The organism is Stenotrophomonas sp. SPM, from assembly GCF_003105135.1.
Lineage (GTDB): Bacteria > Pseudomonadota > Gammaproteobacteria > Xanthomonadales > Xanthomonadaceae > Stenotrophomonas.
Genome location: NZ_QETL01000016.1, coordinates 15,634 through 38,595 on the forward strand (window position 1 = coordinate 15,634; position 22,962 = coordinate 38,595).

General features: G+C 64.7%; 24 protein-coding genes. 17 read left to right on the forward strand and 7 right to left on the reverse strand.

The genetic code is table 11. From position 1 onward, the window contains the following. Positions 1-341 precede the first annotated feature (341 nt). From DCO49_RS06080 to DCO49_RS20125, 3 genes are all read left to right on the forward strand, one after another. Positions 342-1,679 carry a DUF4433 domain-containing protein gene (locus DCO49_RS06080; RefSeq protein WP_116863241.1) on the forward strand — a complete coding sequence of 446 codons (1,338 nt, stop codon included), beginning with the start codon at positions 342-344 and terminating at the stop codon, positions 1,677-1,679. Between the two features lie 7 nt (positions 1,680-1,686). Then, positions 1,687-3,120 carry a macro domain-containing protein gene (locus DCO49_RS06085; RefSeq protein ID WP_165835686.1) on the forward strand — a complete coding sequence of 478 codons (1,434 nt, stop codon included), beginning with the start codon at positions 1,687-1,689 and terminating at the stop codon, positions 3,118-3,120. Positions 3,121-3,585: 465 nt separating this feature from the next. Beyond that, a complete protein-coding gene (locus DCO49_RS20125) occupies positions 3,586-4,014 on the forward strand; it encodes a hypothetical protein (protein ID WP_133249395.1) in 429 nt (142 codons plus the stop codon). Positions 4,015-4,134: 120 nt separating this feature from the next. Here DCO49_RS20125 and DCO49_RS06090 read toward each other — a convergent pair whose 3' ends face one another. Then, complete coding sequence (locus DCO49_RS06090; RefSeq protein WP_116863243.1) at positions 4,135-4,491, reverse strand: hypothetical protein; 357 nt, start codon at positions 4,489-4,491, stop codon at positions 4,135-4,137. Between the two features lie 246 nt (positions 4,492-4,737). On the opposite strand from DCO49_RS06090, the gene DCO49_RS20295 reads away from it, so the two are divergent. Continuing rightward, positions 4,738-4,878, forward strand: a complete 141-nt coding sequence (locus DCO49_RS20295) for a hypothetical protein (protein ID WP_165835687.1) — start codon at positions 4,738-4,740, stop codon at positions 4,876-4,878. Positions 4,879-5,037: 159 nt separating this feature from the next. Here DCO49_RS20295 and DCO49_RS06095 read toward each other — a convergent pair whose 3' ends face one another. Further along, positions 5,038-5,961, reverse strand: a complete 924-nt coding sequence (locus tag DCO49_RS06095) for a LysR family transcriptional regulator (RefSeq protein ID WP_116863244.1) — start codon at positions 5,959-5,961, stop codon at positions 5,038-5,040. Positions 5,962-6,057: 96 nt separating this feature from the next. Here DCO49_RS06095 and DCO49_RS06100 point away from each other — a divergent pair, with 96 nt between their 5' ends. The 4 genes from DCO49_RS06100 to DCO49_RS20300 all read left to right on the forward strand — a co-directional run bounded on the left by DCO49_RS06100 (position 6,058) and on the right by DCO49_RS20300 (position 8,865). Continuing rightward, complete coding sequence (locus tag DCO49_RS06100) at positions 6,058-6,897, forward strand: type 1 glutamine amidotransferase domain-containing protein (RefSeq protein ID WP_116863245.1); 840 nt, start codon at positions 6,058-6,060, stop codon at positions 6,895-6,897. A 310-nt stretch (positions 6,898-7,207) separates the two neighbouring features. Next, a complete protein-coding gene (locus DCO49_RS06105) occupies positions 7,208-7,519 on the forward strand; it encodes a hypothetical protein (RefSeq protein WP_116863246.1) in 312 nt (103 codons plus the stop codon). Positions 7,520-7,596: 77 nt separating this feature from the next. Beyond that, positions 7,597-8,379 carry a 3-hydroxybutyrate dehydrogenase gene (locus DCO49_RS06110; protein WP_116863247.1) on the forward strand — a complete coding sequence of 261 codons (783 nt, stop codon included), beginning with the start codon at positions 7,597-7,599 and terminating at the stop codon, positions 8,377-8,379. A gap of 228 nt (positions 8,380-8,607) precedes the next feature. After that, entirely contained in the window at positions 8,608-8,865 is a 258-nt protein-coding gene (locus DCO49_RS20300; RefSeq protein WP_165835688.1) for a hypothetical protein, read from the forward strand. Positions 8,866-9,442: 577 nt separating this feature from the next. Here DCO49_RS20300 and DCO49_RS06120 read toward each other — a convergent pair. Next, entirely contained in the window at positions 9,443-9,838 is a 396-nt protein-coding gene (locus DCO49_RS06120; protein WP_116863248.1) for a helix-turn-helix domain-containing protein, read from the reverse strand. Between the two features lie 96 nt (positions 9,839-9,934). On the opposite strand from DCO49_RS06120, the gene DCO49_RS06125 reads away from it, so the two are divergent. Further along, positions 9,935-10,672, forward strand: coding sequence for an SDR family oxidoreductase (locus tag DCO49_RS06125; protein WP_116863249.1), 738 nt, complete (start codon positions 9,935-9,937; stop codon positions 10,670-10,672). 22 nt (positions 10,673-10,694) lie between these two features. Here DCO49_RS06125 and DCO49_RS06130 read toward each other — a convergent pair whose 3' ends face one another. Beyond that, the gene (locus DCO49_RS06130) at positions 10,695-10,994 is read right to left on the reverse strand and encodes a hypothetical protein (protein WP_116863250.1); all 300 of its coding nucleotides are present in this window, start codon (positions 10,992-10,994) and stop codon (positions 10,695-10,697) included. Between the two features lie 633 nt (positions 10,995-11,627). Between DCO49_RS06130 and DCO49_RS06140 the strand changes: the two genes are divergently transcribed. From DCO49_RS06140 to DCO49_RS06175, 8 genes are all read left to right on the forward strand, one after another. Further along, positions 11,628-12,287, forward strand: coding sequence for a thermostable hemolysin (locus DCO49_RS06140; protein WP_116863252.1), 660 nt, complete (start codon positions 11,628-11,630; stop codon positions 12,285-12,287). Next, positions 12,284-13,771: an AMP-binding protein gene (locus DCO49_RS06145; protein WP_116863253.1), complete on the forward strand. Its 1,488-nt coding sequence runs from the start codon at positions 12,284-12,286 to the stop codon at positions 13,769-13,771. The genes DCO49_RS06140 and DCO49_RS06145 overlap by 4 nt, the downstream gene beginning before the upstream one ends. After that, positions 13,768-14,442 carry an iron-containing redox enzyme family protein gene (locus DCO49_RS06150; protein ID WP_116863254.1) on the forward strand — a complete coding sequence of 225 codons (675 nt, stop codon included), beginning with the start codon at positions 13,768-13,770 and terminating at the stop codon, positions 14,440-14,442. The genes DCO49_RS06145 and DCO49_RS06150 overlap by 4 nt, the downstream gene beginning before the upstream one ends. Then, positions 14,442-15,302, forward strand: coding sequence for an SDR family oxidoreductase (locus DCO49_RS06155; RefSeq protein ID WP_116863255.1), 861 nt, complete (start codon positions 14,442-14,444; stop codon positions 15,300-15,302). Before DCO49_RS06150 ends, DCO49_RS06155 begins: the two co-directional genes overlap by 1 nt. After that, a complete protein-coding gene (locus tag DCO49_RS06160; protein ID WP_343126021.1) occupies positions 15,283-15,945 on the forward strand; it encodes a hypothetical protein in 663 nt (220 codons plus the stop codon). Before DCO49_RS06155 ends, DCO49_RS06160 begins: the two co-directional genes overlap by 20 nt. A 24-nt stretch (positions 15,946-15,969) precedes the next feature. Next, a complete protein-coding gene (locus DCO49_RS06165; protein ID WP_116863256.1) occupies positions 15,970-16,644 on the forward strand; it encodes a response regulator transcription factor in 675 nt (224 codons plus the stop codon). A gap of 17 nt (positions 16,645-16,661) precedes the next feature. After that, positions 16,662-18,047: an ATP-binding protein gene (locus tag DCO49_RS06170; protein WP_116863257.1), complete on the forward strand. Its 1,386-nt coding sequence runs from the start codon at positions 16,662-16,664 to the stop codon at positions 18,045-18,047. Positions 18,048-18,158: 111 nt separating this feature from the next. After that, positions 18,159-18,815 carry a hypothetical protein gene (locus tag DCO49_RS06175; RefSeq protein ID WP_133249396.1) on the forward strand — a complete coding sequence of 219 codons (657 nt, stop codon included), beginning with the start codon at positions 18,159-18,161 and terminating at the stop codon, positions 18,813-18,815. Positions 18,816-18,904: 89 nt separating this feature from the next. Here the strand turns inward: DCO49_RS06175 and DCO49_RS06180 are convergent, their stop codons facing one another. The 3 genes from DCO49_RS06180 to DCO49_RS06190 all read right to left on the reverse strand — a co-directional run bounded on the left by DCO49_RS06180 (position 18,905) and on the right by DCO49_RS06190 (position 22,948). Continuing rightward, positions 18,905-19,288, reverse strand: coding sequence for a chemotaxis protein CheW (locus DCO49_RS06180; protein WP_165835689.1), 384 nt, complete (start codon positions 19,286-19,288; stop codon positions 18,905-18,907). Positions 19,289-19,465: 177 nt separating this feature from the next. Then, positions 19,466-21,232 carry a sensor domain-containing phosphodiesterase gene (locus DCO49_RS06185; protein ID WP_243402675.1) on the reverse strand — a complete coding sequence of 589 codons (1,767 nt, stop codon included), beginning with the start codon at positions 21,230-21,232 and terminating at the stop codon, positions 19,466-19,468. 123 nt (positions 21,233-21,355) lie between these two features. After that, complete coding sequence (locus tag DCO49_RS06190) at positions 21,356-22,948, reverse strand: sensor domain-containing diguanylate cyclase (RefSeq protein WP_243402676.1); 1,593 nt, start codon at positions 22,946-22,948, stop codon at positions 21,356-21,358. Positions 22,949-22,962 lie beyond the last annotated feature (14 nt).

Below are 22,962 nucleotides of genomic sequence, written 5' to 3' on the forward strand. Positions count from 1 at the left end.
AAACAACCCATCAGCCACCCTCTAATCCAAATGCGGGTCCGCTGCCACCCGTCGGCGGTCTGCCGCGTGCAGGATCCCCAGCACGGTCAGCACCCTCGCCATCGCGCGCTCGCTCCTCGCCACGCTCGCGCGGCGGCCGGGTTACGCATCAGTTCTTCGGCCAGCGCTGCCGTGTTGCTTCGCCCAACCTCCAGGAGACTGATCGGACGTGGGTGCGCAAATTGAAGTTCGCGGATCTGGAATTTCGCCGCCTTGCTTCGCATTGGGTGCGGTATAGCACGTGAGCGGAGCAAGCGGTAGGATAAGTAACGCAGAAATGCCAAATAACAAGGATAGTTCCAATGCCAATCCCAGTCGCCCATGCGCATCGCTACGTCTACCATTTCTCTCACATCGATAATTTGCCCGGCTTGCTGCAGCACGGCTTTCTGTCCAGTAATCATCCCCGGTTCCCAAAGAAACACCGCTCGATCGCAGCTGCGGGAATCCAGAAACGGCGTGCCGAGATGCAGGTTACCTGTGCGCCAGGTGGATGTGTCCATGATTACGTGCCGTTCTACTTCGGCTCGGTCAGTCCGATGCTCCTCAGCGTGATTAACGCCAAGAATGTCGACCAGTACGACATCCTATATTTCGAGTTTCCGATCACGTTGGTCGATCAGCCTTGCGCAGTGTTCTCGGGCGCCTCTGCTAACACGCAGGCTCCGCCAGCCTTCTACAGTGATCCCGCAGACCTGGACAAACTCGACTGGGCGGCGATCGACTGCCGAAAGTGGGGCAATGTTGACGAGGATTTTAGGCATCGGCGCATGGCTGAGTTGCTGGTCCAGGGCCAGCTTCCGGTTACTGCTGCCACGCGTTGCGTGGTCTGGAACGAAGGAGTGAAGGAGCGAGTCCAGGCGATCGTCGGAGCGGCACCGTTTCCCAGCATCGAGTTTCAGGACGGAAGGAAAAGGCCGCATTGGTTCACCGATTTTGCCAGCGGTAGTAGGGCAAGCTTGGTCAAAGGGCCCGGCGAAATTGCGATTAAGTTCGAACGCGCTTGCGCCCTTGTGGAAGAGCATTCGGGTTTGCATGCAGACACCGCGAAATTCAAGAATCTGACGGACCTGCGCGACGCACTGCGTGTTGACTTCGACTGTCTTCCCCAGACCGCTGAACTTGTTGGGCTCAAATCCGCCAACGGCGTGCACAAGCGGACGGTCGACGTCCATACCGAGGAGGTTGTCGACAGGCTCCGGTTGTTGAAGGAATTCGTCGCACTAGACAAGAAGTCGCAGCTCTTAGTGGAGATTGCCGCTTACCTCCACGACATCGGCAAGGGGCCGCGGGCGCGCTGGGATGAGAATGGCGGGTTACAGAAGGTCGATCCCAATCATCCGGTCGGCGCAATGCCGATGATGGTGGAGATCCTCACCAAGCATATCGGTAAGGTTGGCCAAGCATCGGCCAGGAAGCTGATGAAGTTGGTCTGTTACCATGACCTAGTCGGTGACGTGCTTGGAAAGGGGCGCGACGAGCAGCAGATTGTCGACGTTGTTGATAGCAAGGAAGAGATGGACATGCTCTTTGCCCTTGGCAAGGCTGACGCTACTGTGCTTGTTGAGCAGTGGTGGGATGAACTGGCAGCGAAGGCGCTCTATGCTCGCTGTCTCAAAGCGATCGAGGAGGCGGCGTAAGCCCGCTATGCTGGAATTCACGCAAGGCGACATGTTCGAGACTCCGGTGGATATTCGCGTCAACACGGTGAATTGTGTCGGCGTGATGGGCGCTGGCGTCGCTCTAGCGTTCAAGCAGCGCTATCCCGAGATGTTCAAGGACTATCAGCGCGCCTGCAAGGATGGCCGGGTGCGCCCTGGGAGGATGCACGTTTGGAAGTCTCTAGAAGGCGACTGGATCGTGAACTTCCCAACCAAGCGTGACTGGCGCGATCCGTCTTGTTACGAGGATATTGATGCTGGCCTCGACGATCTTCGTGCCTATCTTGAGTGCGTCGGGCAGGTGACGGTCGCGCTACCTGCTCTGGGATGCGGACATGGCGGGCTCGACTGGGACCGGGTCTCTGGAATGATCCAGAATAGGCTCGGCGACATAGATGCGCGTGTGTTGGTGTTTCCACCATCGGCATCCCGGCAGGCGGGGCGCTCGGCTAGTAAGGTGCCAACGAGCGATGAACGCGCAAACGCCGTGAATCTAGGCTATCGGCTGGTTGAGCCCGGTGCGGTGCCAGCGCTGCAGTTGCAAAGCCCGCTTTACCTGATAGGTGAGGAGCAGTTGCTGTCTCGCAGGTGGATCGCGCTTCTGCCCTCCCGCGAACCGGGGGAGCGGGAGATTCAGGCGCTTCATACCATCGCAGCTGAGCTCGCACGTTCTGCCAGCGTAGCGACTGTGGCGCTGGTCCACGGCGGGAAGGTGAGTGAGGCAGTTGCCCAAGTATTCGTCGATCAAGGTATCAACACGCTGTTGCTGCTCCCATTTGGCGTGCTCACCCGCAAGGCGATCGCGAGGCAACCGGCGATTGACCCCAGGCAAGCGCCGGCGCTGGCTTCTGTAGCGCCCGCTAGCGCGAAATGGTCGCGCCAGCTGTTCTCTCAGGCGCAGGATCTGCTCCGTGCCAACGCCGCCGCATTGCTGATCTCGGATCCGGAACCGGACTGGTTGACCGCCAAGGGCCTCGGTAAATGGGTACAGACCCCGATTTCCTATATCCGCTACGAGACCACCCCCGTGCACATGCGTGAGGCACTTGCGAGTGTAGGTGCTCGCCGGATTTCCCGGCGCCGAGAGGATGGGGCGCCTGACATCCACTATCTTGTCGGCGCTTTGGACGCGGCCTGGTTGGCGCAACCGGATTCAGTGAATGCGTACGATTCTAACTCGGATGCGAACATCGTAGATCAGCCATCGACAACTCGGGTGCTGGAAAAAGCGGGGGCTGGTGTCAATGTCGTCACAATCGCGTGGGACAAGCTTTCGCAAGAGTCGCGTAGGGAGTGGCTTGAGTTGCTGAGCGGGCTGGATGTTGCCGACGTTACTGTCTCGCTTAAACTTCCGACCACCCTGTCCAAGGTCGACCGTGAGCGCCTCGCACATCTGCTCCCTGCCGGAGACGAAAGGTAAGTCGTTCGGGGTTGGCGCCGTCATAGCTAGAGAAGGATGGCCAATCTAGCTCTGGGGAGTGAGGTGATTACACGTAGAATTTGGAGGGCAGATTGACGAGTCCATGCGCGGTAGCAAAGCAGCGCCCATCTTGAATGGCATCAAATCCCTGATTGCGTGTTGTTAGCCATCCTCTGGCGCACTAAGATCGAGCTGTGCGAGAGGGCTAGCCCACCAGACGGTGAGCTGTGGTTAAGTCGCATATTCGGACGTAGCGATCCGGCTACTAGCTTGGGGGGGCAGATGATTCTTAGCGATGCTGATGCAAAGGCAATTCTTATGGCCAAGGTACGATGGCCAGTAAGGACAAATACTTGGCCTATACCTGGATACAAAGGCTACTGGATCAAGACCTGTCCCAGCAGCGCACCGCGTCCTTTCATCCATCCAGCAGGCGCCAAATTCGGTAAGACTTGGCCGGATGGCATGTACGTCTACGTACATGCCGAGAGTGGCTTTGCGGACATCATCGCCATTGAGGTTTGCTGTAATAATCAAAATTTCAATGACAAAAGGTCGCCCTACACGCCAACTTCGGGCAATGTCCAGATGACCTTGCCCATCGGATGGCTGGAGTCAGATCTCACGATTCAGAAAGGGCGAAAGCGAAAAGCCTGGGAAGCGTCCGGATGGTTTGCAAAAAAGCCCACAGCTGACTTGACGCTCACAATTCGTCACCTTCGCGCATTGTTTGTGCTAACCGATGCAGATTACAGCACCTTCGGAGCAAACCACTTGCCCGCCGGGCACGAGTATTTTTGCAGGCATCGAGATCTCAACCAGATAACGCGCCAGGAAATGCAGGCATTTGTTAAATCCATGGCGCTTATGCACCATTTCCGAGTGCGCCCCTAACAATTGACTCAAGCCGACGCTACTTAGCGGCGGAGCTTAATTCTAGCGTGGGTTGACGTCCGCTTCTGACCGGAATCGGATACTGGGTACATCAGTAGGCATCTAGGCAGCTAAGGGAAATCACGTCGGCCTAACCTCCCGACAAGCCCACTCAGCCAGCCCCCGGCAAGCCAGAAACAACCCATCCACAACCCCCTCATCCAGATGCCGCTCCGGCTCCGCTGACACCCGGCAGCGGTCGGCCGAATGCAGAACCTCCAACACCGTCAGTAGTCCCACCAATGCGCGCTCGGTCCTCGCCAAGCTCACGCGCCGTCCGGGTGACACGTCGTTCTCCGGCCAGGGCAGCCCATCAGCGCCTTCGCAGCCACGCATGCGTTTGAGGATGCCGAGCAGGGAGTTCAAGTCGGGCAGCGGGGTGTCGTCATTGATGGACTCAACAGCGGTGTACGAAGAGAAGGTCTCGGATTCGCTCATGGCGTCGGTTTCCTTGGCTGTGCTTAACAGCGCCACAGCGTAAGCGGGGTGGCGGACGGTGCGGGTTCCAAACCGGGACAGACAGTTGTCAGAAGACCGGCGGGTCCGAAGACCCCCACGCACCGCCCGCCATAAAGGCCGACGGATTGCCCGCCGGCACCGGTTAAGGACGGTGCCGACGGGCAAGCGTAAACAACTCTCTGTCTCGGGTTTGGACGCCCGGCCACCCGTTGTCGGTGGCGCGCCATGGTGTTTACGCTGCCGCTTCGAATGCAAATTGAAATTCGCGAAGAAATCGCGGAGTTCGAGAGCGAAGATCTATTGTTGCACGCATCATTCGTGCAGCACGCGACGCCATCAGACGCATTCGCGCAGATGCTCTGCTGATTACGAATCAAAGTGGCGTAATCGCCCATGCCGCAAGCGGATAGCGCGACGGCGTTCTTTACAACAGTTCTTAGTCAGCCTCGGCAGACAACGGCGCCCGATCAGCCGCACGCCCCAACAATCGGTTCAAACACGACATCGCCAACGAGCTTCGCAGCCTCAACCAACGCTGTCCTCAGCCACCGCCGCATTCCCCACCAACAACTCGATCATCGCCCGCGCCGCCGCCGACTGACGCCGATGCGGCGCATAGATCACCGAAAACGGCCGTGATCTCCCCCGCAGCTGCGGCAACACCTCCACCAGCTGCCCACGCCGCAACCGCTCGCGCACGATGAACTCATAGCTCTGGCAGATGCCGATGCCCTGTTCGGCCAGCGACACCACGCCCAGCACATCGTCGGAGGTCTCGATGGACGAGCGCGGCAGCCAGTCCACGTCGCGCCCGTCATCGCGGAAGATCCAGGGCGCCAGCCGCCCGGTACGCGGCATCACAAACGGAAGGCACAGGTGCTGCTGCAGGTCGTCCAGCGTCTGCGGGGTGCCGCAGCGCTGAAGGTAGTCCGGCGCGGCCACCAGCAGCAGTGGGGAGTCTTCCAGCTTACGCGCCACCAGCCCGCTGTCCGGCAGCTGGCCCAGGCGGATGGCCAGGTCGAAGCCTTCGGCCACCAGGTCCACGTTGCGGTTGGTGATGTTCAGTTCCACCTGCACCTGCGGGTACTGCTGCGCAAAGCGCGCCAGCACGGGCGGCAGCCGGTAGTGGCCATAGGTGGTGGGCACGCTCAGGCGCACGCGGCCGGCCAGCGCACCATCCTGGGCCAGTACGTCGCGCTCGGCGTCGTCCAGCAGGCTGAAGGCGGTGCGCACCTGTTCCAGATAGAGCCGCCCGGCATCGGTCAGGCCCACGCGGCGGGTGGTCCGCTGCAGCAGCTGCCGGCCCAGCCGCGCTTCCAGGCGGGTGACCGCGCGGCTCAGCACCGAGGGTGTGGTGGACAGCGCCACCGCGCCGGCGGTGAACGAGCCGTGCTCGACCACCGCCAGGAACACTTCCACATCGCCCAGGTAGTCGAACTTGCGGCTCATTTGGCTCTCCGGGGAACAGATGTTTTGCGATGGGGCCAATTTATCGCCGCTTGGGCGATGAATAAAGTGGCCACCATTCCCCGATAGGAGCTCCCCATGAACCTGATGACCCGGCTGGCCGCAGCGCTGGCCCTGACCCTGGCCGCCAGCGGCGCGCATGCCGCCAACGTGCTGGTGGTGCTGTCCGACGAAAACCACCTGGACCTGAAGGACGGCAAGGTGCTGTCCACCGGCTTCTATCTCAACGAGCTGATGCAGCCGGTCAAGCTGCTGCTGGACGCGGGCCACGAGGTCACCTTCGCCACGCCGCAGGGGCAGGCGCCGACGGTGGATGCGTCCTCGGTGACGCCGGCGTACTTCGGCAACGATGCCGCGCAGCTGAAACTGCACAAGGACCTGATGGAGAAGCTGGCGCTGACCTCGCCGACGGCCTCGCCGGTGGTGAGCCTGGCGCGCGTGGAGCAGCAGGGCTACGCGCGTTTCGATGCGGTCTACATTCCCGGTGGCCACGCGCCGATGCAGGACCTGCTGAAGAGCCCGGCGCTGGGCCGGTTGCTGGCCGACTTCCACCAGCGCAACAAGACCACCGCGCTGGTCTGCCACGGGCCGATCGCGCTGCTGTCCACGCTGCCGGATGCGGCGGGTTTCGTGGCGACGCTGGAAGCGGGGGCGACGTCGGCCATGCCGAAGTGGATCTACAGCGGCTACCAGGTGACGGTGATCAGCAACCAGGAAGAAGCGCAGGCCAAGCCGCTGCTGGGCGGCGGTGAGATGAAGTTCTACCCACAGACGGCGCTGCAGCGGGCGGGTGCGCGGTTCAGCAGCAATGCCACCCCGTGGACCGGGCATGTGGTGGTGGATCGTGAGTTGATTACGGGGCAGAACCCGGCGTCGGCGCTGGAGGTGGGGCGGCGATTGGTCGAGCGGTTGGAGTAAGGCGGCTTTTCCATCGAATGCGCACCCGTGGCACCATGGCGGGCCGGCGTCGTCCTCATGTACGAGGCGGGCACGCTTGGCAAGGTTGAACCGGCCCAAGCGGGCAAGTGGTCGCCAATGCCGAACGTTGATCCAGGAGTTCTGTGTGCCGAGCACAGTGGTAGTTGTGAAAACCGTGGCCGTCGCTGCCCTTGCGGCACTTCCGTTGCTGACCATCTGGTTGATCCATCGGCGTGCGTCACTGACAGCCCGTTCTGCGTTGGGATCAGGGCTGCGTCTGAACACGCCTCGCCGGATCTCCGGTACCTCCATGACCTTGGTGTTGGTGGATGGGAAAGAGGACCGCGAGCACTACTTCTTCGATACAGAAGCTTTCTACCTGCGGCGGGGGCTCACGCCCACGGCGGTTCCGCTTTCGCAGATCACCTCAGTCACACGAACGTCCGACAGGATCTACGGGCGCTATGTCTGGCAGGTGTGCTTCAGCAAGGCGGCGGTCAGAAAGTGCGTCACGTTCACCAACAACCTGACCCTGTTCAACCGCGACTTCCTGCTCTTCCTGGAGGCGGTGCGGAAGGCCAATCCACTGGCGACCGTTGACCGGGCGGGCGTCCGTTTCTAGCTGCGGGCCGGCGCGGGCAGCGCATCCAGACAAGGCGGGGATTTACACTTGGGCCTCCGTCCTAAGGAATCTCCCCCATGTTCTCTGGAAAGGTCGCGGTAGTTACCGGCTCCACCAGCGGTATAGGTCTTGGCATCGCCAGGGCGCTGGCGCGGCAAGGTGCCGACATCGTGCTGAATGGCTTCGGTGATGCGACGGAGATTGAACACATCCGCTCCAGCCTGGAGACCGAGTCCGGTGTACGGGTGGCGCATGACGGTGCCGACCTTTCGCATGGCGAGGAAGTGCGGGAGATGATCAGCCGTGCCGTTGCCACGATGGGCCGCATCGACATGCTGGTAAACAACGCGGGCATCCAGCACACGGCGTCGATCGAGGAATTTCCGGTCGACAAGTGGGATGCCCTCCTGGCGCTGAATCTCTCTGCGGTGTTTCACGCAACGGCAGCGGCGTTGCCACACATGAAGCAGCAGGGCTGGGGCCGCATCATCAACATTGCGTCCGCACACGGCCTGGTGGGCTCGGTGAACAAGTCGGCCTATGTGGCGGCCAAGCATGGCGTGGTGGGGTTTACCAAGGTGACCGCGCTGGAAACCGGCGGCACGGGCATCACGGCCAACGCCATCTGCCCGGGTTGGGTGCGGACCCCGCTGGTTGAAAAGCAGATTACTGCGCTGGCGGAGCGGAACGGAACCGACCAGGAATCGGCCGCGCGTGAACTGCTGGCCGAGAAGCAGCCTTCGTTGCAGTTCGTGACGCCGGAGCAGCTTGGGGAGATGGTGGTGTTTCTGGCGTCGGATGCTGCGGCGCAGATGACGGGCACGGCGCTCCCGATGGATGGTGGTTGGACCGCGCGCTAAGCGTGGTTGCGCGGCGCGTTCGGTTTTTCGCCGGGCGTGGCCCGGCGCTACCGGTGCAGGGTGGTGGTAGCGCGGGGCCATGCCCCGCGAGCGCGCGGCGACGTCAGGCGGGTCTGATTTCCCTGCACACATTTCGGCCAGCTCCCGGCAGGCAAAGAACAACCCCTCAACCACGCCTTCGTCCAAGTGTCGGCTGGGCGTGGCGAACGATTCGCAACGGCTTGCTGCATGCAGCATCTCCACCGCGGTCAGCATGGCCACGGCGGCACGATCAATCCGGGCCAGCGACTGCCTGCGGCCCTCGGAAAGGTTCTCTTCCGGCCACAGCATTCCATCCGAGCCTTCACCATCGCGGATGCGCTTGAGGCAGCCCTGGAAGGTGCTGAGATCGGAGGAGGGATTGTCGTCGTCGTTGGTGGAATCATCGACGGGGAAGGGCGGGTTCTTGCGTATGGTCATGGCGTCGGCTTCCGTGGCTGTACTTAACAGTGCCACCGCGCGGAAGCGGGTGGCGGACGGTGCGTGGCTGCAAACCGGGATGCAATATGTGCCATTGGCCGGTGGGTACGAATACCCCCACGCACCGCCCGCCATACAGGCCGACGGATTGCCCGCCGGTACCGGTTTCCGGGCGGCACCGGCGGGCAAGCGCAAACAACAGGCACATCAATGCATCGCGGGTTTGCAGACCCGGCCACTCGTTGTCAGTGGCACGCCATGGTGTTTACGCCTGCTTGTTCGATGCAATGAGAAAAATCCGAAGATCATGAGCGCAGCGGAGAGGCCGGGGCGAGTGTCGCATGCTTCATCCCGGACGCACGCGACAGTGAATGACGTCATCGGGCTTTGCTTACGCCGTTCACGACTGGGATGACGCAAAGTGCGCGGCAGGTGCCGACGCGTGTGACGCTTCCCGCTTACTAGTTGTTGTATGAAGCGGCCTTGTCGAGCGCGTTGAAGGCGTGAAGTGTGCCTTGAAGCGACCTGAGCGGCGCTGTTGGCGAGCCAGGTGCGACAGCTGATGGACGGCGGCGCCGCTGCGCTCGCCGGGCATGGCCCGGCGCTACCTGGCCTGGTCGTACGCGGCCTGGGCGCGTTCCATCTCCGGCCCGTAGTGCAAGGCCCAGTCGTACAGCGCGGTAAACGGCTGCTGCAGCGAACGCCCCAACGCGGTGATCGTGTACTCCACGCCTACGGGCGTGGTGGGCAGTACATGCCGTTGAATCAAGCCGTTGCGTTCCAGCCGCTTCAACGCATCGGCCAGCGCTTTGTGGGTGATACCGTCCAGCCGACGCATGATCTCGTTGAATCGTGACGGGCGCGAACACAGCACGGTGAGGATGAGGATCGACCACTTGCTGGCGATCTGTTCGAGGATCGGGCGCGAACGGTGCACGTCGATCAGCGCGTCTTCGGCAACGCAGTCGGTACGGGTGTGCGGTTGGGTAGAGCGGGGCATCGGTTTACTCCACGATATCTACGCTAGCTTAAGTGCGTATTTTGCCGTAAGTATAAGCTGTATATCATCGGCCGCACTTAACCATGCGAGGTCGTGATGAACAGATTGCAGGACAAAGTCGCCCTTGTAACCGGTGGTGGCTCGGGCATTGGGGGCGCGATCGCGCAGCGCTTCGCCGCCGAGGGCGCAACGGTGTACGCCACCAGCCGCTCGGCCGGGAAAGCAGCGCCGCAGCCCTTGGCGGAAACGGGAACAGGGCGGATCCACCCGCTGCGCGCTGATGCGGGCACGACGGCTGGGCTTGCACAGGTGTTCGATCACATCCGTGCGGATGCAGGGCGCATCGATGTGGTGGTCATCAACGCCGGTATTTCCGAGTTCGCAATGCTGGATGATGTCAGCGAGGATCTGTTCGACCGCACCTTCGCGCTGAACGTGCGTGCGGCACTGTTTGCGGCGCAGGGTGCGCTTGATCTGATGCCGGCGGGTGGCTGCATCGTACTGATCGGGTCCATTGCCGGTGCAATCGGTACCCAGGGCTACGGCGTGTATAGCGCGAGCAAAGCAGCACTGCGCGCGTTTGCGCGCACCTGGGCGAATGAGCTGGCGCCGAAGGGCATCCGCGTGAATGTCGTCAGCCCCGGCCCGGTGGATACCGCGATGTTCGATGCGGTGAGCGACGAGGTGCGCGAAGCGATTACCGGTCTGGTGCCGATGGGGCGGTTGGGCCGGGCCGAGGAAGTGGCCGCGGCCGCGCTGTTCCTGGCCAGCAGCGAGAGCAGCTTCACCACCGGCGCCGAACTGGCGGTGGATGGCGGCATGGCGCAGGTATGAGCCTGCGCGGCGCCTGGGTGGGCTAGGGCCCGTAGAGCGTTTCGGGGTCTATCCCGGCCAGGGCCAGCACGCGGTCGCGCCGCACCTGCTGTACCCACGTGGCAAACAGCTGGGCGTTGGTGAGCGTGCCGCTGGTACCGCAGGCGGGGCAGGTCAACTCGATACCCGATTCAACGTGTCGAAGGCCCCCTGGTTCCGAATAGCGCGCTTCGTCTCCGCACTGCAGGCACTTGCAGTGCAGTGCCTCCAGACGGTCGATCGTCCCATTGAGGCGCAGCAAGGGACGGATCCTCAGGATCCGGAACGCGGGGGAGAAAATCATGTGTCGCGCCGGTAAGGGGCTAGACACGGGGGGCGAAGGATTCGCGCCGCAGAGGAGCCAGATGACTTCAACCATACAGCATGAATCGTTAAGCATGCTCACGTGGTCTTCGCTGCTCGGCGGGCGTTGCTGCCGTTAGCGGGAGCACTTGCTGCGGGGATTGGGGGCATCGCGTCCCGCTGGTGCCGCGCCGGCCGGCTGCCGCAGACCGTGTCGTACCCACGTCGATACCGCTGCGTGTAGCCGTGCACGTGGGTGATGGCCCACCCATCGTCACGGCCCGCTTTGCTTTTCTGCGCGCAAGCCCGGTGCAGCTGCAGGATCCGGCCTTCGTCGATGCTGCAGCCGCGCTCATCCAGCAGACGGGGATCGACGCTGCCTTGCTGGAGTTCGAGTTGACCGAGTCGAAACGACCGCACTGGCGGAGGGCGTGGAGACGCCAGCGCAGCACGAGCTGCTGCTTGGGCTGGGCTGCGAGCTCTTCCAAGGGTCTTTGTTTGGGCGCCGATGCCAGCGGAGGTGCTGCCGGAATGGATGGCTCGGCACAGCTCAACGAAATGGCAGCGAAGCGCTAACAATCGCCTAACAACCGGCTAATCGAGCCTTAATCGGCGGCCATCACGATCCTGTCCCATGGACACGATCCCACTGCCGATTCCCTTGGCCCCGCATCCGGGCAGGTTTGCCGAAGCGGCCCTCATCCCCCCCGACCATCCCCAGCGCGGCGAAGTGGAGGCTTTCATTGCCGCTACCTATCGCCAGCGCTTCGGCGCCGACGTGCGCAGCTTCATGCCGCAGTTGCTGGCTTACCGTGATACGCGCGGGCAGCTGGTGGCTGCGGTGGGCCTGCGCAACGCGGCCAGCGCTGTCCTGTTCGTGGAGCACTATCTGGATGACCCGGTGGAAGAGGTGCTCGGGCAGCGACTGCACAGCGCACCACGCCGCGACCAGATTGCGGAGGTTGGCCATTTTGCTGCCTCGACCCCCGGTGTGGCACGCGAGCTGATCGTGCAACTGGCCTGGGTGCTGAATGCCGCCCAGGTGGACTGGGTGCTGTTCGTGGCCACGCAGCAGTTGCGCAACGCCTTTGTGCGCCTGCACCTGGCCCCCATTGATCTGGTGGCCGCGCGTGCCGAGCGCATGGGCAGCGGCGCGGCAGACTGGGGGCGCTACTATGAGACGCAGCCGCGGCTGATGTGCGGCAACATCCGCGAAGGCATTGCCTTTCTTGGTGGCCAGGCCTGTGCGGTAGCCCCGACCGATGCCGCCTGCACAGTGGGAGCGTCGGCATGAGCGCGTCGGCGCAGGAGTTTCTGCGTCTGCTGCAGGCGCACCGGCAACCTGTGCTTGCCAGCCAGGAAACGCTGGCTGCTCCGGCGCTGCAATCGCGCGTACTGGAGCTTGCACAGTGGCTGCAACGATCCGGGGTGCGGTGTGTTGCCAGCCGGTTGGACAACGGGCCGGACTGGATGGTCCTTGACCTTGCACTGCGCATCGCCGACGTGGCCCACGTCCCGTTACCGACGTTCTTTTCGCAGGAGCAAGTGCAGCACGCCCTGCACAGCAGCGCGGCGCAGTTGCTGGTGACCGCCGCCAATGCTTTGCCGGCGCACGGCGAAGCTGACGCAGGCGTCCTGCCTGGCATGCGTGCGCATGCGGTGTGGCTGCGTGCCCCCGCCAGCGTGGCTCTGCCGGCGGGTACGGCGTGCGTGACCTACACCTCCGGCAGCACCGGCCACCCGCGCGGCGTTTGCCTTTCGGCGAAAACGTTGCTGACGGTGGCCGGCTCACTGGCCGATGCTGCCGCGGCGATCGCGCCGAAGCGGCATCTGTGCCTGATGCCGTTGTCCACGCTGCTGGAAAACGTGGCTGGGTTGTATGCGGCGGTGTTGTCGGGTGCCGAGATTGCGCTGCCGTCGCTTCAGGAAATCGGCTACACCGGCGCTGCCGGGTTGGATGTGCCTACCTTGCTGCGCTGCCTGCACCGCTACCAGCCCGAGAGCATCATTCTGGTGCCGCAGCTGCTGCTGGCGCTGGTGATGGCCGCCGAGCAGGGGGCCGCGCTGCCGGCGTCGCTGCGATACCTCGCAGTTGGCGGTGGCCGTGTCGCGCCGCAGCTGCTGGCGCGGGCGCGGCAGCTCAACCTGCCGGTGTTCGAGGGTTATGGCCTGACCGAATGCGGTTCGGTCGTGTGCCTCAACCGCCCCGGGGCACAGCGCGATGGCTCCGTTGGCCAGCCCCTGCCGCACGCACAGGTGCAGATTGTGGACGGCGAGATCGTTGTGGCCGGCTCGCGGGCACTGGGTTACCTGGGCGGAGAACCGATGCCCCCTGGCCCCATCCACACGGGCGATCTGGGCCACATCGATGCGGACGGCTACGTACACGTCACTGGCCGCCGCAAGAACGTGTTCATTACGGCCTTCGGCCGCAATGTCTCACCCGAGTGGGTGGAGAGCGAGCTGCTTTCGCATCCGGCCATCGCACAGGCGCTGGTATGGGGCGAGGCCAGAGCCGACAACGTGGCGGTGGTGGTGCCACGGTTCCCGCAGCAGGGCACTCCGGCCCTTGAAGCCGCCCTGGCCGCCATCAACGCAGGGCTGCCCGATTACGCGCGGATTGCCCGCTACGTGCTGGCAACGCCCTTCACCGCGCAGGCGGGCCTGCTGACGGCCAATGGCAGGCCGCGCCGCGAGGCCATCCTCGCCCACTACCAGACCGGGATCGATGCCGCCTACGGCCAACCCGCTTTCAGTTCCACTGGAGACCACGCATGAGCTTCCACGACCATCTTCTGGCCGAAACCACGTACGAGCGGCAGACGCTGCTGCAGATTCCGATCATCGGCGATGCACTGGCCGGCCGGATCGACCGCGGCGATTACCTGGCGTTCCTGCAGCAGGCCTACCACCACGTGCGGCACACCGTGCCGCTGCTGATGGCCTGCGGCGCGCGCCTGCCGGCACGGCTGGAATGGCTGCGCACCGCCATTGGCGAGTACATCGAAGAGGAGATGGGCCACCAGGAGTGGGTGCTGGACGATATTGCCGCGGCGGGCGGCGACCGCGCTGCAGCGGCAGCTTCCGAGCCGGCGTTGGCCACCGAGCTGATGGTCAGCTATGCCTATGACACCATCCAGCGCGGCAACCCGGTCGGCTTCTTCGGCATGGTGCTGGTGCTGGAGGGTACCAGCGTGGCGCTGGCCACCCAGGCCGCCAACAGCCTGCAGGCTGCGCTGGATCTGCCTCGCAATGCCTTCAGCTACCTGCTCTCGCACGGCGATCTGGATATCGAGCATGTGGGCTTCTTCAAGTCGTTGGTGGACAAGCTGGACGACCCGGCCGACCAGGCGGCCGTCATCCACGCGGCACGTCGCTTCTACGTGCTGTATGGCGATATCTTCCGCACGCTGCGCAACGGTGGCGCGCGACTGGCGGAGGCCGCGTGATGGAACTGCGCGGACGGACAGTGATACTGACCGGGGCAAGCGGTGGCATCGGTCGCCTGCTGTGCGCAGGGCTGGTGGGCGAGGGCGCAACGGTGGTGGCGGTAGGCCGTGATGGGCTGCGCCTGCAGGCGCTGGCCTCGACGCTGCCGCCAGGCAAGGTGGTGACCGTGGCGGCCGATATCGGTACGGCCGAGGGCCGCAGCACGTTGCTCGCCCGGGCCGAGGTCCTGCCGACAGCGCCTTCAATGCTGGTGGTGGGCCATGCGAGCGCTGCCTTCGGTCTGTTTGCGGGGCAATCGGCCCAGTCGCTTGAGCAGCTGATGCAGGCCAACCTGGTGGGATCGATGCTGCTCATCCATGCGCTGCTGCCGTTGCTGGAGCGCCAGCCGAAGGCCAGTGTGGCGGTGCTCGGCTCGACCTTCGGCAGCCTGGCATTCCCGGGATTTGCCGCCTACAGCGCCAGCAAGTTCGGTCTGCGTGGCCTGGTGGAGGCACTGGGCCGCGAGTACGCGGGCAGCACGGTCACGCTCCAGTACCTCTCGCCGCGCGCAACGCGCACGGATTTCAACAGTGCGGCCGTCGATGCCATGAACGCCGAACTTGGCGTGACCCACGACCCGGCCGAGCGCGTGGCGGCGGCGCTGCTTGCGGCGCTGCGCTCGGGAAACCCGCGGCTGCAGCTGGGCTGGCCGGAGCGACTGTTTGCACGCTTGAACGGGCTGCTGCCGGAACTGGTGGACCGCAGCCTGCGCAGGCAGCTGCCGATCGTCAGGCGCCATGCCAGTACCCCCTCGGCGATCACACAACCCTCCCCACTTCATCCCGACCAGGACACTTCCCATGAAGCGCACGCAGGCTAAGACCATGTTCTATCTCATCCTCATCGCCGCCGTCGTGCTGGTCGGGGTGGCCGTAGCGGCAGAGCCGTCGACCACGGTGGCGCAGGTACGCGACCGTTGGGCACAGATCAATTACCAGACGCCCAAAGCCCAGCGCGAGGCCGCGTTTGCTGCCTTGTCAAAACAGGCCGCGCAGGCACGGCAGGCTGCGCCCAAGGATGCAGGTGCACTGATCTGGGAAGGCATCGTGCTGTCCAGCCTTGCGGGCGAGAAGGGCGGGATGGGCGCGCTCAGCCTGGTCAAGCAGGCACGCGCCGACTTCGAGGCGGCGCTGAAGCTGGACCCGCAGGCATTGGATGGCGCGGCGTATACCAGCCTGGGCGCGCTGTACTACCAGGTGCCCGGTTGGCCGCTGGGCTTTGGTGATGACGACCAGGCACGCCGGATGCTGAAGAAGGGCCTGGACATCGACCCCAACGGCATCGATGCGAACTACTTCTACGGCGACTTCCTCCGCGACCAGAAGGAGTGGGCGCCGGCGCAGGCGGCGCTGCAGAAGGCCGTGACGGCGCCGGCCCGACCCGGGCGGGAGGTGGCTGACGCAGGCCGTCGCCACGAGGCCGAGGCCAAGTTGAAGGATGTCATGGGCCATCTTGCAAAGTAGGACCGGCAACCGGACACTGCCGCCATGCGCATTCTCCTTGTAGAAGATGACCGCTCCCTGGGCGAAGGCATCCGGACGGCCCTGCGCCGCGGAGCCTTCGCCGTGGACTGGGTGGAGGATGGCACGGCGGCTCTGCTGGCGGCCAAGGATGGCGACTTCGACCTTGTCGTGCTGGACCTGGGGCTGCCGCGGGTGGATGGCATTGAAGTGATCCGCCGCCTGCGCGCGGCGGCCAACCCGGTGCCGATCCTGGTGCTGAGCGCCCGCGAGCGGGCCACCGACCGTACCCTGGGATTGGATGTCGGCGCGGACGATTACCTGGGCAAGCCGTTCGACACCGCCGAGCTTTTGGCGCGCGTGCGCGCTTTGGTCAGGCGCAGCAGCGGCAGGGCGCAACCCACGCTGGATGCCGGCAACCTGCATCTGGACCCGGCCACGCTGGAGGCGCGGTGGAAGGGCCGGATGCTGGACCTGACCCGACGGGAATTCTCATTGCTGCGGCTGCTGATGGAACAGAACGGGCGACCGATGGCACGGGAAACCATCCAGAAGCACCTGTACGGTTGGGATGAGGACGTGGCCAGCAATGCGGTGGACGTGCACGTGCACCAGCTGCGGCGCAAGGTCGACCCCGGCATCGTCCGCACGGTGCGCGGCATCGGCTATGCGCTGGGCCACGCATCGGATGCTGACGCATGACATCCATGCGCCGGACATTGCTGATCACGCTGCTGGGCACGTTGGCTGTGCTGATGGCCGTGGCTGGGTTCTTCAGCTATCGCGCCGGCCTGCAGGAGGCCGGGGAGATGTTCGATGCCCGGCTGGTGCAGTCGACGCGGGTGCTGGTGGGGCTGGTGGATGAACCGCTGGGTGACCTCAGCGCGTTTCCTGGCGACCCGATCGTGCTGCGTGGTTGGCACGGCCGCGCCGAAGGCGTGGGCGATGCGCTGGCGTTCACCGACGGCCACGCCTATGAGAGCAAGCTGGCCTTCCAGGTATGGGATCGGCAATCACGGCTGTTGCTTCGTTCGGACAGTGCCCCGGTCGCGCCGATGGCCGCACTGGTGGCCGGCTTTGCGAGCCCTGTGATCAATGGCGAGCAGTGGCGCACCTTTACGCTGCGCACCGGCGAGGGGCGCTGGTTCCAGTCGGGCGAGCGCTCGGACATTCGCGAGGAGCTGGCCGAGGACATTGCCGGCGGCACGCTGTTGCCGCTGCTGCTGGCGCTGCCCCTGATGGCGCTGGTGATCTGGTGGGGCGTGAGCCACGTGACACGGTCGTTGCAGCGGGTCTCGGACCAGATTGGCGAGCGCGATCCGGAGCGGATGTCGCCGCTGGAGCTGGAGCATGTGCCCCGTGAGGTGCACGGGCTGGTGCAGGCGGTGAATGGCCTGCTGCAGCGGCTGCACGCAGCGCTGGCGCGCGAGCGGCGCTTCGTGGCTGACGCCGCCCACGAACTGCGCACTCCCATCAGCGCGCTGAAGGTGCACGCGGACAACGCGCGCCTGGTTGCCGATGCGTCCGACCGATTCAAGGCGCAGGACCTGCTGCAGGATTCAGTGGGGCGGTTGGAGCGACTGGTGGCGCAGCTGCTGACGCTCAGCCGGACCGAGGCGACCTCGCGGTCCGCTACGGCACGGTTGAGCCTGGAAGCGCTGGTGGCCACTGAAGTCGATGCCCTCCGGGCGCTGCTGGATCTGCAATCGTTGCGACTGTCGCTGGCCCTGTCGCCGGTGGAGCTGAGAGGGGATGAGGCAGGGTTGGGTGCGCTGGTGCGCAATCTGCTTGAGAATGCCATCCGCTATACGCCCAGCGGTGGCCAGATCCTGGTAGAGGCAGGCCAGGAGAATGGAGCCGCCTGGTTCAGCGTGGACGACAGTGGCCCGGGAATTGCCGAAGAAGAGCGCGAACGTGTATTCGATCGTTTCTACCGGATTCTTGGCAGCGGCGTAGAGGGCAGCGGATTGGGCCTGGCCATTGTCCGTGGTGTGGCTGAGGCACATGGGGCGGCGGTCACGTTGCAGCGCTCTGCACGGTTGGGAGGACTGCGGGTTGTGGTGGCCTGGCCGCCGCATGCGCCGGACGCAGCGGGTTTGCTGTAAACCCGAGCCTATGCTCGGCTGCGGCACATGCTGCCAGCCGTGGGCTGGCACTACAGGGGCGGGGCGCGCTGGCTGTAAGCTGGCCCCACCCCTGACGGTGCTCCTGATCCCATGGACCTGATCCGACTGCTTAGATCGCTTGAGGAGTTTCTCTACGAACTGGTGGGCTGGCTGGTTTTCTATCCGCGTACGCTGTGGCGGGTACTGGTGCGACCGGGCGAGGTGGCGATCTACACGCGGCGCGAGTTCGCCAAGGACCCGGAGCACCGCTTTGCCGATGCCATCAGTCCGGTGCTGATGTTGATCCTGTCGGTGGTGCTGGCGCACGCGCTGGAGATGACCATGCGTCAGGCGCCGCTGTCGGTATCCGGGCCGCTGGGCAAGCTGCTGTTTTCCAGCGAGCCGGGCCTGCTGCTGACGCGCTCGGCGGTGTTCTGCATTTTTGCGCTGGGCGCGGCGCTGAGCACGTTGTGGCGGCAACGCCTGCCGATTGACCGCGATACCTTGCGTGAGCCGTTCTCCATCCAGGCGTTCCTGGCGTGCCCCTTTGTGTTGCTGCTTGCGGTGTCGCAGGCGGTGGGCGGGGAAGCGAGAGGCTGGGGCGCGGCAATCGGGCTTGCAGCGGTGGTCTGGTACCTGTGGGCGCGAACGCGCACGTTCGTGGCGTTGAATGACGTGGGTTATCTGCCGGCGGCGGGGTTCGTGCTGGTGTCGTTCCTGCTGACCTCGGCGCTGGTGTTGGCGCTGGGGTTTGCGATTGTGACGTAGGCAAACGTCCGCCGGGCATGGCCCGGCGCTACCGGAGGGCGTCGCGGCCGCGGGGGAGGGGTAGCACCGGGCCATGCCCGGCGGCGCGGTCAGGCCGCAATCAACAACGACGGGTCGATCACCGGTATCTCGCTGTTGTCGGCCGCGGCGATGCTCTGGCTGCAGAACACATACCCCAACGGGTTGTCGGCGCGCAGCTGCTTGCGCGGCACGCTCTCGATGTCGCCTACTTCATCCACGGCAAGGCCAATAACATCCACCCCGGCCCGCACCAGGGCCATCGCCGGGCAGGTGTAGGTGAACGGGGTCAGCCCACTGAGGCGGCGCAGGTCGGCCACGCGCAGTGGCTTCTCGCGCACCGTGAGGATAGGGCGGCCTTCCTTGATCGGGCGGTCGAACGTTTCCGGCCCGCGGATCTCGACGGTGGCCTGCACATCCACGGCAAACCACTGTTCACCGGCCCGTACGGCCAAGTATTCAAAGAAGCGATGCGACGACGTGGCCGGTTGTCCGGCAGGAGGGGAAGACGGCTGCAAGAGAATTCCAGTGGAAGGGGCGCTGCTGCGGCGGCGACATGATGCCGTCTTGGCGAGCTCAACTGTGTTCGCAAATGATGAACGTCGAAAATCCTGTTCAGCCAGCACTGGGGCTCACGCTGGAACGTACGGTACCGTCTGCAGCGCCGCCAGTTCGCCCGCAGTGATGGGCCGCGAGAGCGCGAAGCCCTGGATTTCATCGCAGCCATAGGCCTGCAGCAGCGCCACCTGTTCGCCTGTTTCCGCCCCTTCGCCTACGGTGTTGTAGCCAAGGCCGTGGGCCAGGCCGATGACGGCCTGCACCTTCAACCGCGCTCGGGTATCGGTGGGCAGGTCGTCGATCATCGACTTGTCCAGCTTGATGGTGTGGATGGGCAGTTCGGTGAGGTAGCCGAAATTGCTGTAGCCACTGCCGAAATCATCAATCGCCACGCGCACGCCGGCCGCAGCCAGTTGCTGCAGTTGTTCGCCGGGCAGCGAATCGGCGCGCAGCCATTCGCCTTCGGTAATCTCGATTTCCACATCGGTGCAGGACAAGCCCTTGCTCAGCAGGGTCGAAATGAAGGCGTCGGCCATGCCCTTGCGGGCGACATCGCGCGCGGACAGGTTGATGGACAGGGTGAGGGTAAGGCCTTCGCGCCGCCATTGCGCGAGCTGGCTGAAGGCATGTTCCAACACCCACGCGGTGACGCCATGCATCAGCGTGGTGCGCTCGAACACGGGAATGAACTCGGCGGGGCTGACCGCGCCCAGCTGCGGGTGGTTCCAGCGCAGCAGGACTTCGGCTGCGACCGGGGCAAGATCTCCGGCGCGGAAGCGCGGTTGATACACCAGGTGGAACTGGTTCTGCTGCAGCGCCTGCTGGCCGTCGGTGGCCAGGCGATAGCTGCGCTGCAGGCGTTCATCGCGGCTGGGCGAGTACCAGCAGCAGGTGACCTGGCCGGCAAGGGCCGAGCCGAGCGCGATCATCATCTTGCGCAGCAGGTCGTCGGCACTGTCGCGCCCCAGGGTGCCTTCGCACAGGCCGGCATGGAACTGCGGTGCCAGCGGTACCGACGCCGCCATCAACGGGCGGATGAGGTCATCGTGCAGCAGGTGGACCAGGCGTTCGATGGCCTCGCGCTCGGGCAGTTCCACCACGAAGGCGAAGCGGGTGGCACCGACGTGGTAGACCTGGGCCACGCCGTCAAGGGCAAGATTGATGCGTACGCCCGCACGGCGGATCAGTGCCTCCAGCGGCGCCATGCCCAGCACCTGGCCGGCCTCGTGGGCACGCGGCAGATCCAGGATGTCGATCATCACCGCGAAGCACGGCTGGCCAGGTGTGCGCAGCGAACGCGCGGCGTAATCGATGGCGAACTGGTGGCGGTTGGGCAGGCCACTCACCGGATCGCGACGACCGCTGAGGGTGCGCAGCTCCAGCTCATTCATCACCGCCATGCCCAGCGTCTGCAGCTGGCGCCGGTCATCGGCGGAAAACTGCCGGGGCACGCTGTCCATCACGCACAGTGCGCCGATGGGCACACCGTTGGCGGCAACCAGGGGCGTGCCCGCATAGAAGCGCAGGTGTGGCGGCCCGGCCACCAGCGGCAGGCTGGAAAAGCGCGGGTCCAGGGCGAGGTCGTTGATGACCAGGCCCGCGGTGGAACCGATGGTGTGTGCGCAGATGGAGTCGCGGATATGCGATTCGGCCACGGCCAGGCCTTGGCGCGAGATCAGCCGCTGGCGGTCGACTTCGATGAGCGATACCAAGGCCACTGGCGCGCGGAAGGTGCGCGCGGCCAGGTCGGTCAGCCGATCCAGCGAGGCGCCGGCAACGTCGTCAAGGACGTCCAGACTGCCCAGCGTCGACATGCGTTCTTCGGTACGGGTAGGGGCCATGTGCGTGTGCCGGTTGAACAGGGGCGCCATAGAGCCGAAGCAGTGCCGTGCAGGCGGCACGGCGGTGATGACAGGGTTGCAGGTATGGAGCGGTGGCGTTGTGCAGAAACGGCAAGCATCACGTCAAGGAGGGTTCTCGCGCCGATGGCTGCGACGGCGGTAGAGCACGGTGCGGTTGCGGCCTGCATGCTTGGCGCGGTACAGCGCCTTGTCCGCCTGGCGGATGACCAGGTCTGCATCGGCCTGGGTTTCGGGGTAATGGCTGACGCCAGCTGAAATGGTGACGTGCCCGACCGTGGGGAAGTCATGCGCTTCGATCACGCTGCGCAGGCGCTCGGCCACCTGCAACGCGGTGTCTGCGCCGACCTCCGGCAGCAGGGCGAGGAATTCCTCACCGCCCAGGCGGCACAGCACGTCCTGCGGGCGTGCGTTGGCACGCATGCACTGGGCGATGTCGGCCAGTACCTGGTCGCCTGTGTCGTGGCCGTGGTGGTCGTTGACGTCCTTGAAGTGGTCCACGTCCAGGGTGATGACGCCGAACGGCACGCCCGAGGCATTGAGCGCGCTGAGCGCGCGTTCCAGCCCGCGCCGGTTGAGCAGCTGGGTCAGGGGATCGGTGAGGGCTGCCTTGTCCAGCAGCCCGATGCGCTCGTTGAGGTTGCGGAAGCTGACCAGCACCGCCTGCTTGAGCTGGGCGGCCTCGTAGTACCAGGAATTGACCGCCTTGACCTGGCTGATGGCGGCGCCGATATCGCGGTCCTGTGCGTGCTGGGCCAGTTCCTGCAACGGCGAGGCGATGCGTCGTGAGCACAGCCAGATCAGCAGCAGGGTGAGCAGGCCCAGTGGCGCTGCATTGCGCAGGACCGTGGCCAGCAGGGTGCCCATCGGTGCCACGGCGGCATCGGCCGGGCGCTGGGCGACGATGCCCCAGCCGGCGGCGGGCACGTGGGCGAAACCGGCCAGCATGTGCATGCCGTGGCGGTTGCGCGAGTGCACGGCCCCCGCACGGCCTTGCGCCAAGGCGTCGATGGCGGCGTTGCGGGTGGCGGGCTGGCCGACCCGGTCGGGTTCGGGGTGGTAGAGCACGGTGCCATCGCGGCTGACCACGTACAGGTACGAGCCATCGTCGTAGGGATGCGTGCCGAGCAGGGTATGCAGCACGTTGGGGTCACGCAGGTGGATGGAGGCGGTGATGTAGCCGGCGTAGTTGCCGTCGGCGTTGAACACGGGATGGGAGAGGGTGACGACCAGGTTGCCGGTGTGGGCGATGAACGGATCGCTGACCATCGGCACCCGCTGCTGCAGCGCCTGCCGGTTGGCCGCACTGGTGAGGGCCTTGCCCTGCAGTTCGGGCAGGGCCGGTGATGCACCCACGACCACGCCCTGCGCATTGACCGTGATGACGCTGTTGAAGGCATCGGTCTGTTGCTTGACCCGTTCCACTTCTTCGTCGTGCGCGGCGGGCTGGGCGACGTTGCGGCTGAGGCGTTCGGCGCCGACCGCCAGTTGCTGCTGGGCATTCAGCACGAAATGCTGGGTGGACTGCGCCAACGAGTGCGCATAGACCCGGTTGGCTTCCAGGCTCTTTTCAAGCAGCTGCTGGCGCTGCACCTGGTAGCTGGCCCAGACCGCATTGCCCAGCATCACCAAAGCAGAGAGCGCGGCAAGCGCGAGGATCAGCCGTTGCAGGTTCACCTGCCGGATCGATGCATCCACCCCTGCGCCTCCCT

Bases quoted from the DNA above. Each gene is read 5' to 3' on its own strand.
- DCO49_RS06145 (WP_116863253.1), top strand. From the start codon at position 12,284: ATGAGCGCGTCGGCGCAGGAGTTTCTGCGTCTGCTGCAGGCGCACCGG.
- DCO49_RS06165 (WP_116863256.1), top strand. From the start codon at position 15,970: ATGCGCATTCTCCTTGTAGAAGATGACCGCTCCCTGGGCGAAGGCATC.
- DCO49_RS20125 (WP_133249395.1), top strand. From the start codon at position 3,586: ATGTACGTCTACGTACATGCCGAGAGTGGCTTTGCGGACATCATCGCC.
- DCO49_RS06185 (WP_243402675.1), bottom strand. From the start codon at position 21,232: ATGGCCCCTACCCGTACCGAAGAACGCATGTCGACGCTGGGCAGTCTG.
- DCO49_RS06110 (WP_116863247.1), top strand. From the start codon at position 7,597: ATGTTCTCTGGAAAGGTCGCGGTAGTTACCGGCTCCACCAGCGGTATA.
- DCO49_RS06160 (WP_343126021.1), top strand. From the start codon at position 15,283: ATGAAGCGCACGCAGGCTAAGACCATGTTCTATCTCATCCTCATCGCC.
- DCO49_RS06155 (WP_116863255.1), top strand. From the start codon at position 14,442: ATGGAACTGCGCGGACGGACAGTGATACTGACCGGGGCAAGCGGTGGC.
- DCO49_RS06105 (WP_116863246.1), top strand. From the start codon at position 7,208: ATGACCTTGGTGTTGGTGGATGGGAAAGAGGACCGCGAGCACTACTTC.
- DCO49_RS06175 (WP_133249396.1), top strand. From the start codon at position 18,159: ATGGACCTGATCCGACTGCTTAGATCGCTTGAGGAGTTTCTCTACGAA.
- DCO49_RS06080 (WP_116863241.1), top strand. From the start codon at position 342: ATGCCAATCCCAGTCGCCCATGCGCATCGCTACGTCTACCATTTCTCT.
- DCO49_RS06130 (WP_116863250.1), bottom strand. From the start codon at position 10,994: ATGATTTTCTCCCCCGCGTTCCGGATCCTGAGGATCCGTCCCTTGCTG.
- DCO49_RS06100 (WP_116863245.1), top strand. From the start codon at position 6,058: ATGAACCTGATGACCCGGCTGGCCGCAGCGCTGGCCCTGACCCTGGCC.
- DCO49_RS20295 (WP_165835687.1), top strand. From the start codon at position 4,738: ATGGTGTTTACGCTGCCGCTTCGAATGCAAATTGAAATTCGCGAAGAA.
- DCO49_RS06120 (WP_116863248.1), bottom strand. From the start codon at position 9,838: ATGCCCCGCTCTACCCAACCGCACACCCGTACCGACTGCGTTGCCGAA.
- DCO49_RS06125 (WP_116863249.1), top strand. From the start codon at position 9,935: ATGAACAGATTGCAGGACAAAGTCGCCCTTGTAACCGGTGGTGGCTCG.
- DCO49_RS06150 (WP_116863254.1), top strand. From the start codon at position 13,768: ATGAGCTTCCACGACCATCTTCTGGCCGAAACCACGTACGAGCGGCAG.
- DCO49_RS06090 (WP_116863243.1), bottom strand. From the start codon at position 4,491: ATGAGCGAATCCGAGACCTTCTCTTCGTACACCGCTGTTGAGTCCATC.
- DCO49_RS06085 (WP_165835686.1), top strand. From the start codon at position 1,687: ATGCTGGAATTCACGCAAGGCGACATGTTCGAGACTCCGGTGGATATT.
- DCO49_RS20300 (WP_165835688.1), top strand. From the start codon at position 8,608: ATGCAGCATCTCCACCGCGGTCAGCATGGCCACGGCGGCACGATCAAT.
- DCO49_RS06140 (WP_116863252.1), top strand. From the start codon at position 11,628: ATGGACACGATCCCACTGCCGATTCCCTTGGCCCCGCATCCGGGCAGG.
- DCO49_RS06095 (WP_116863244.1), bottom strand. From the start codon at position 5,961: ATGAGCCGCAAGTTCGACTACCTGGGCGATGTGGAAGTGTTCCTGGCG.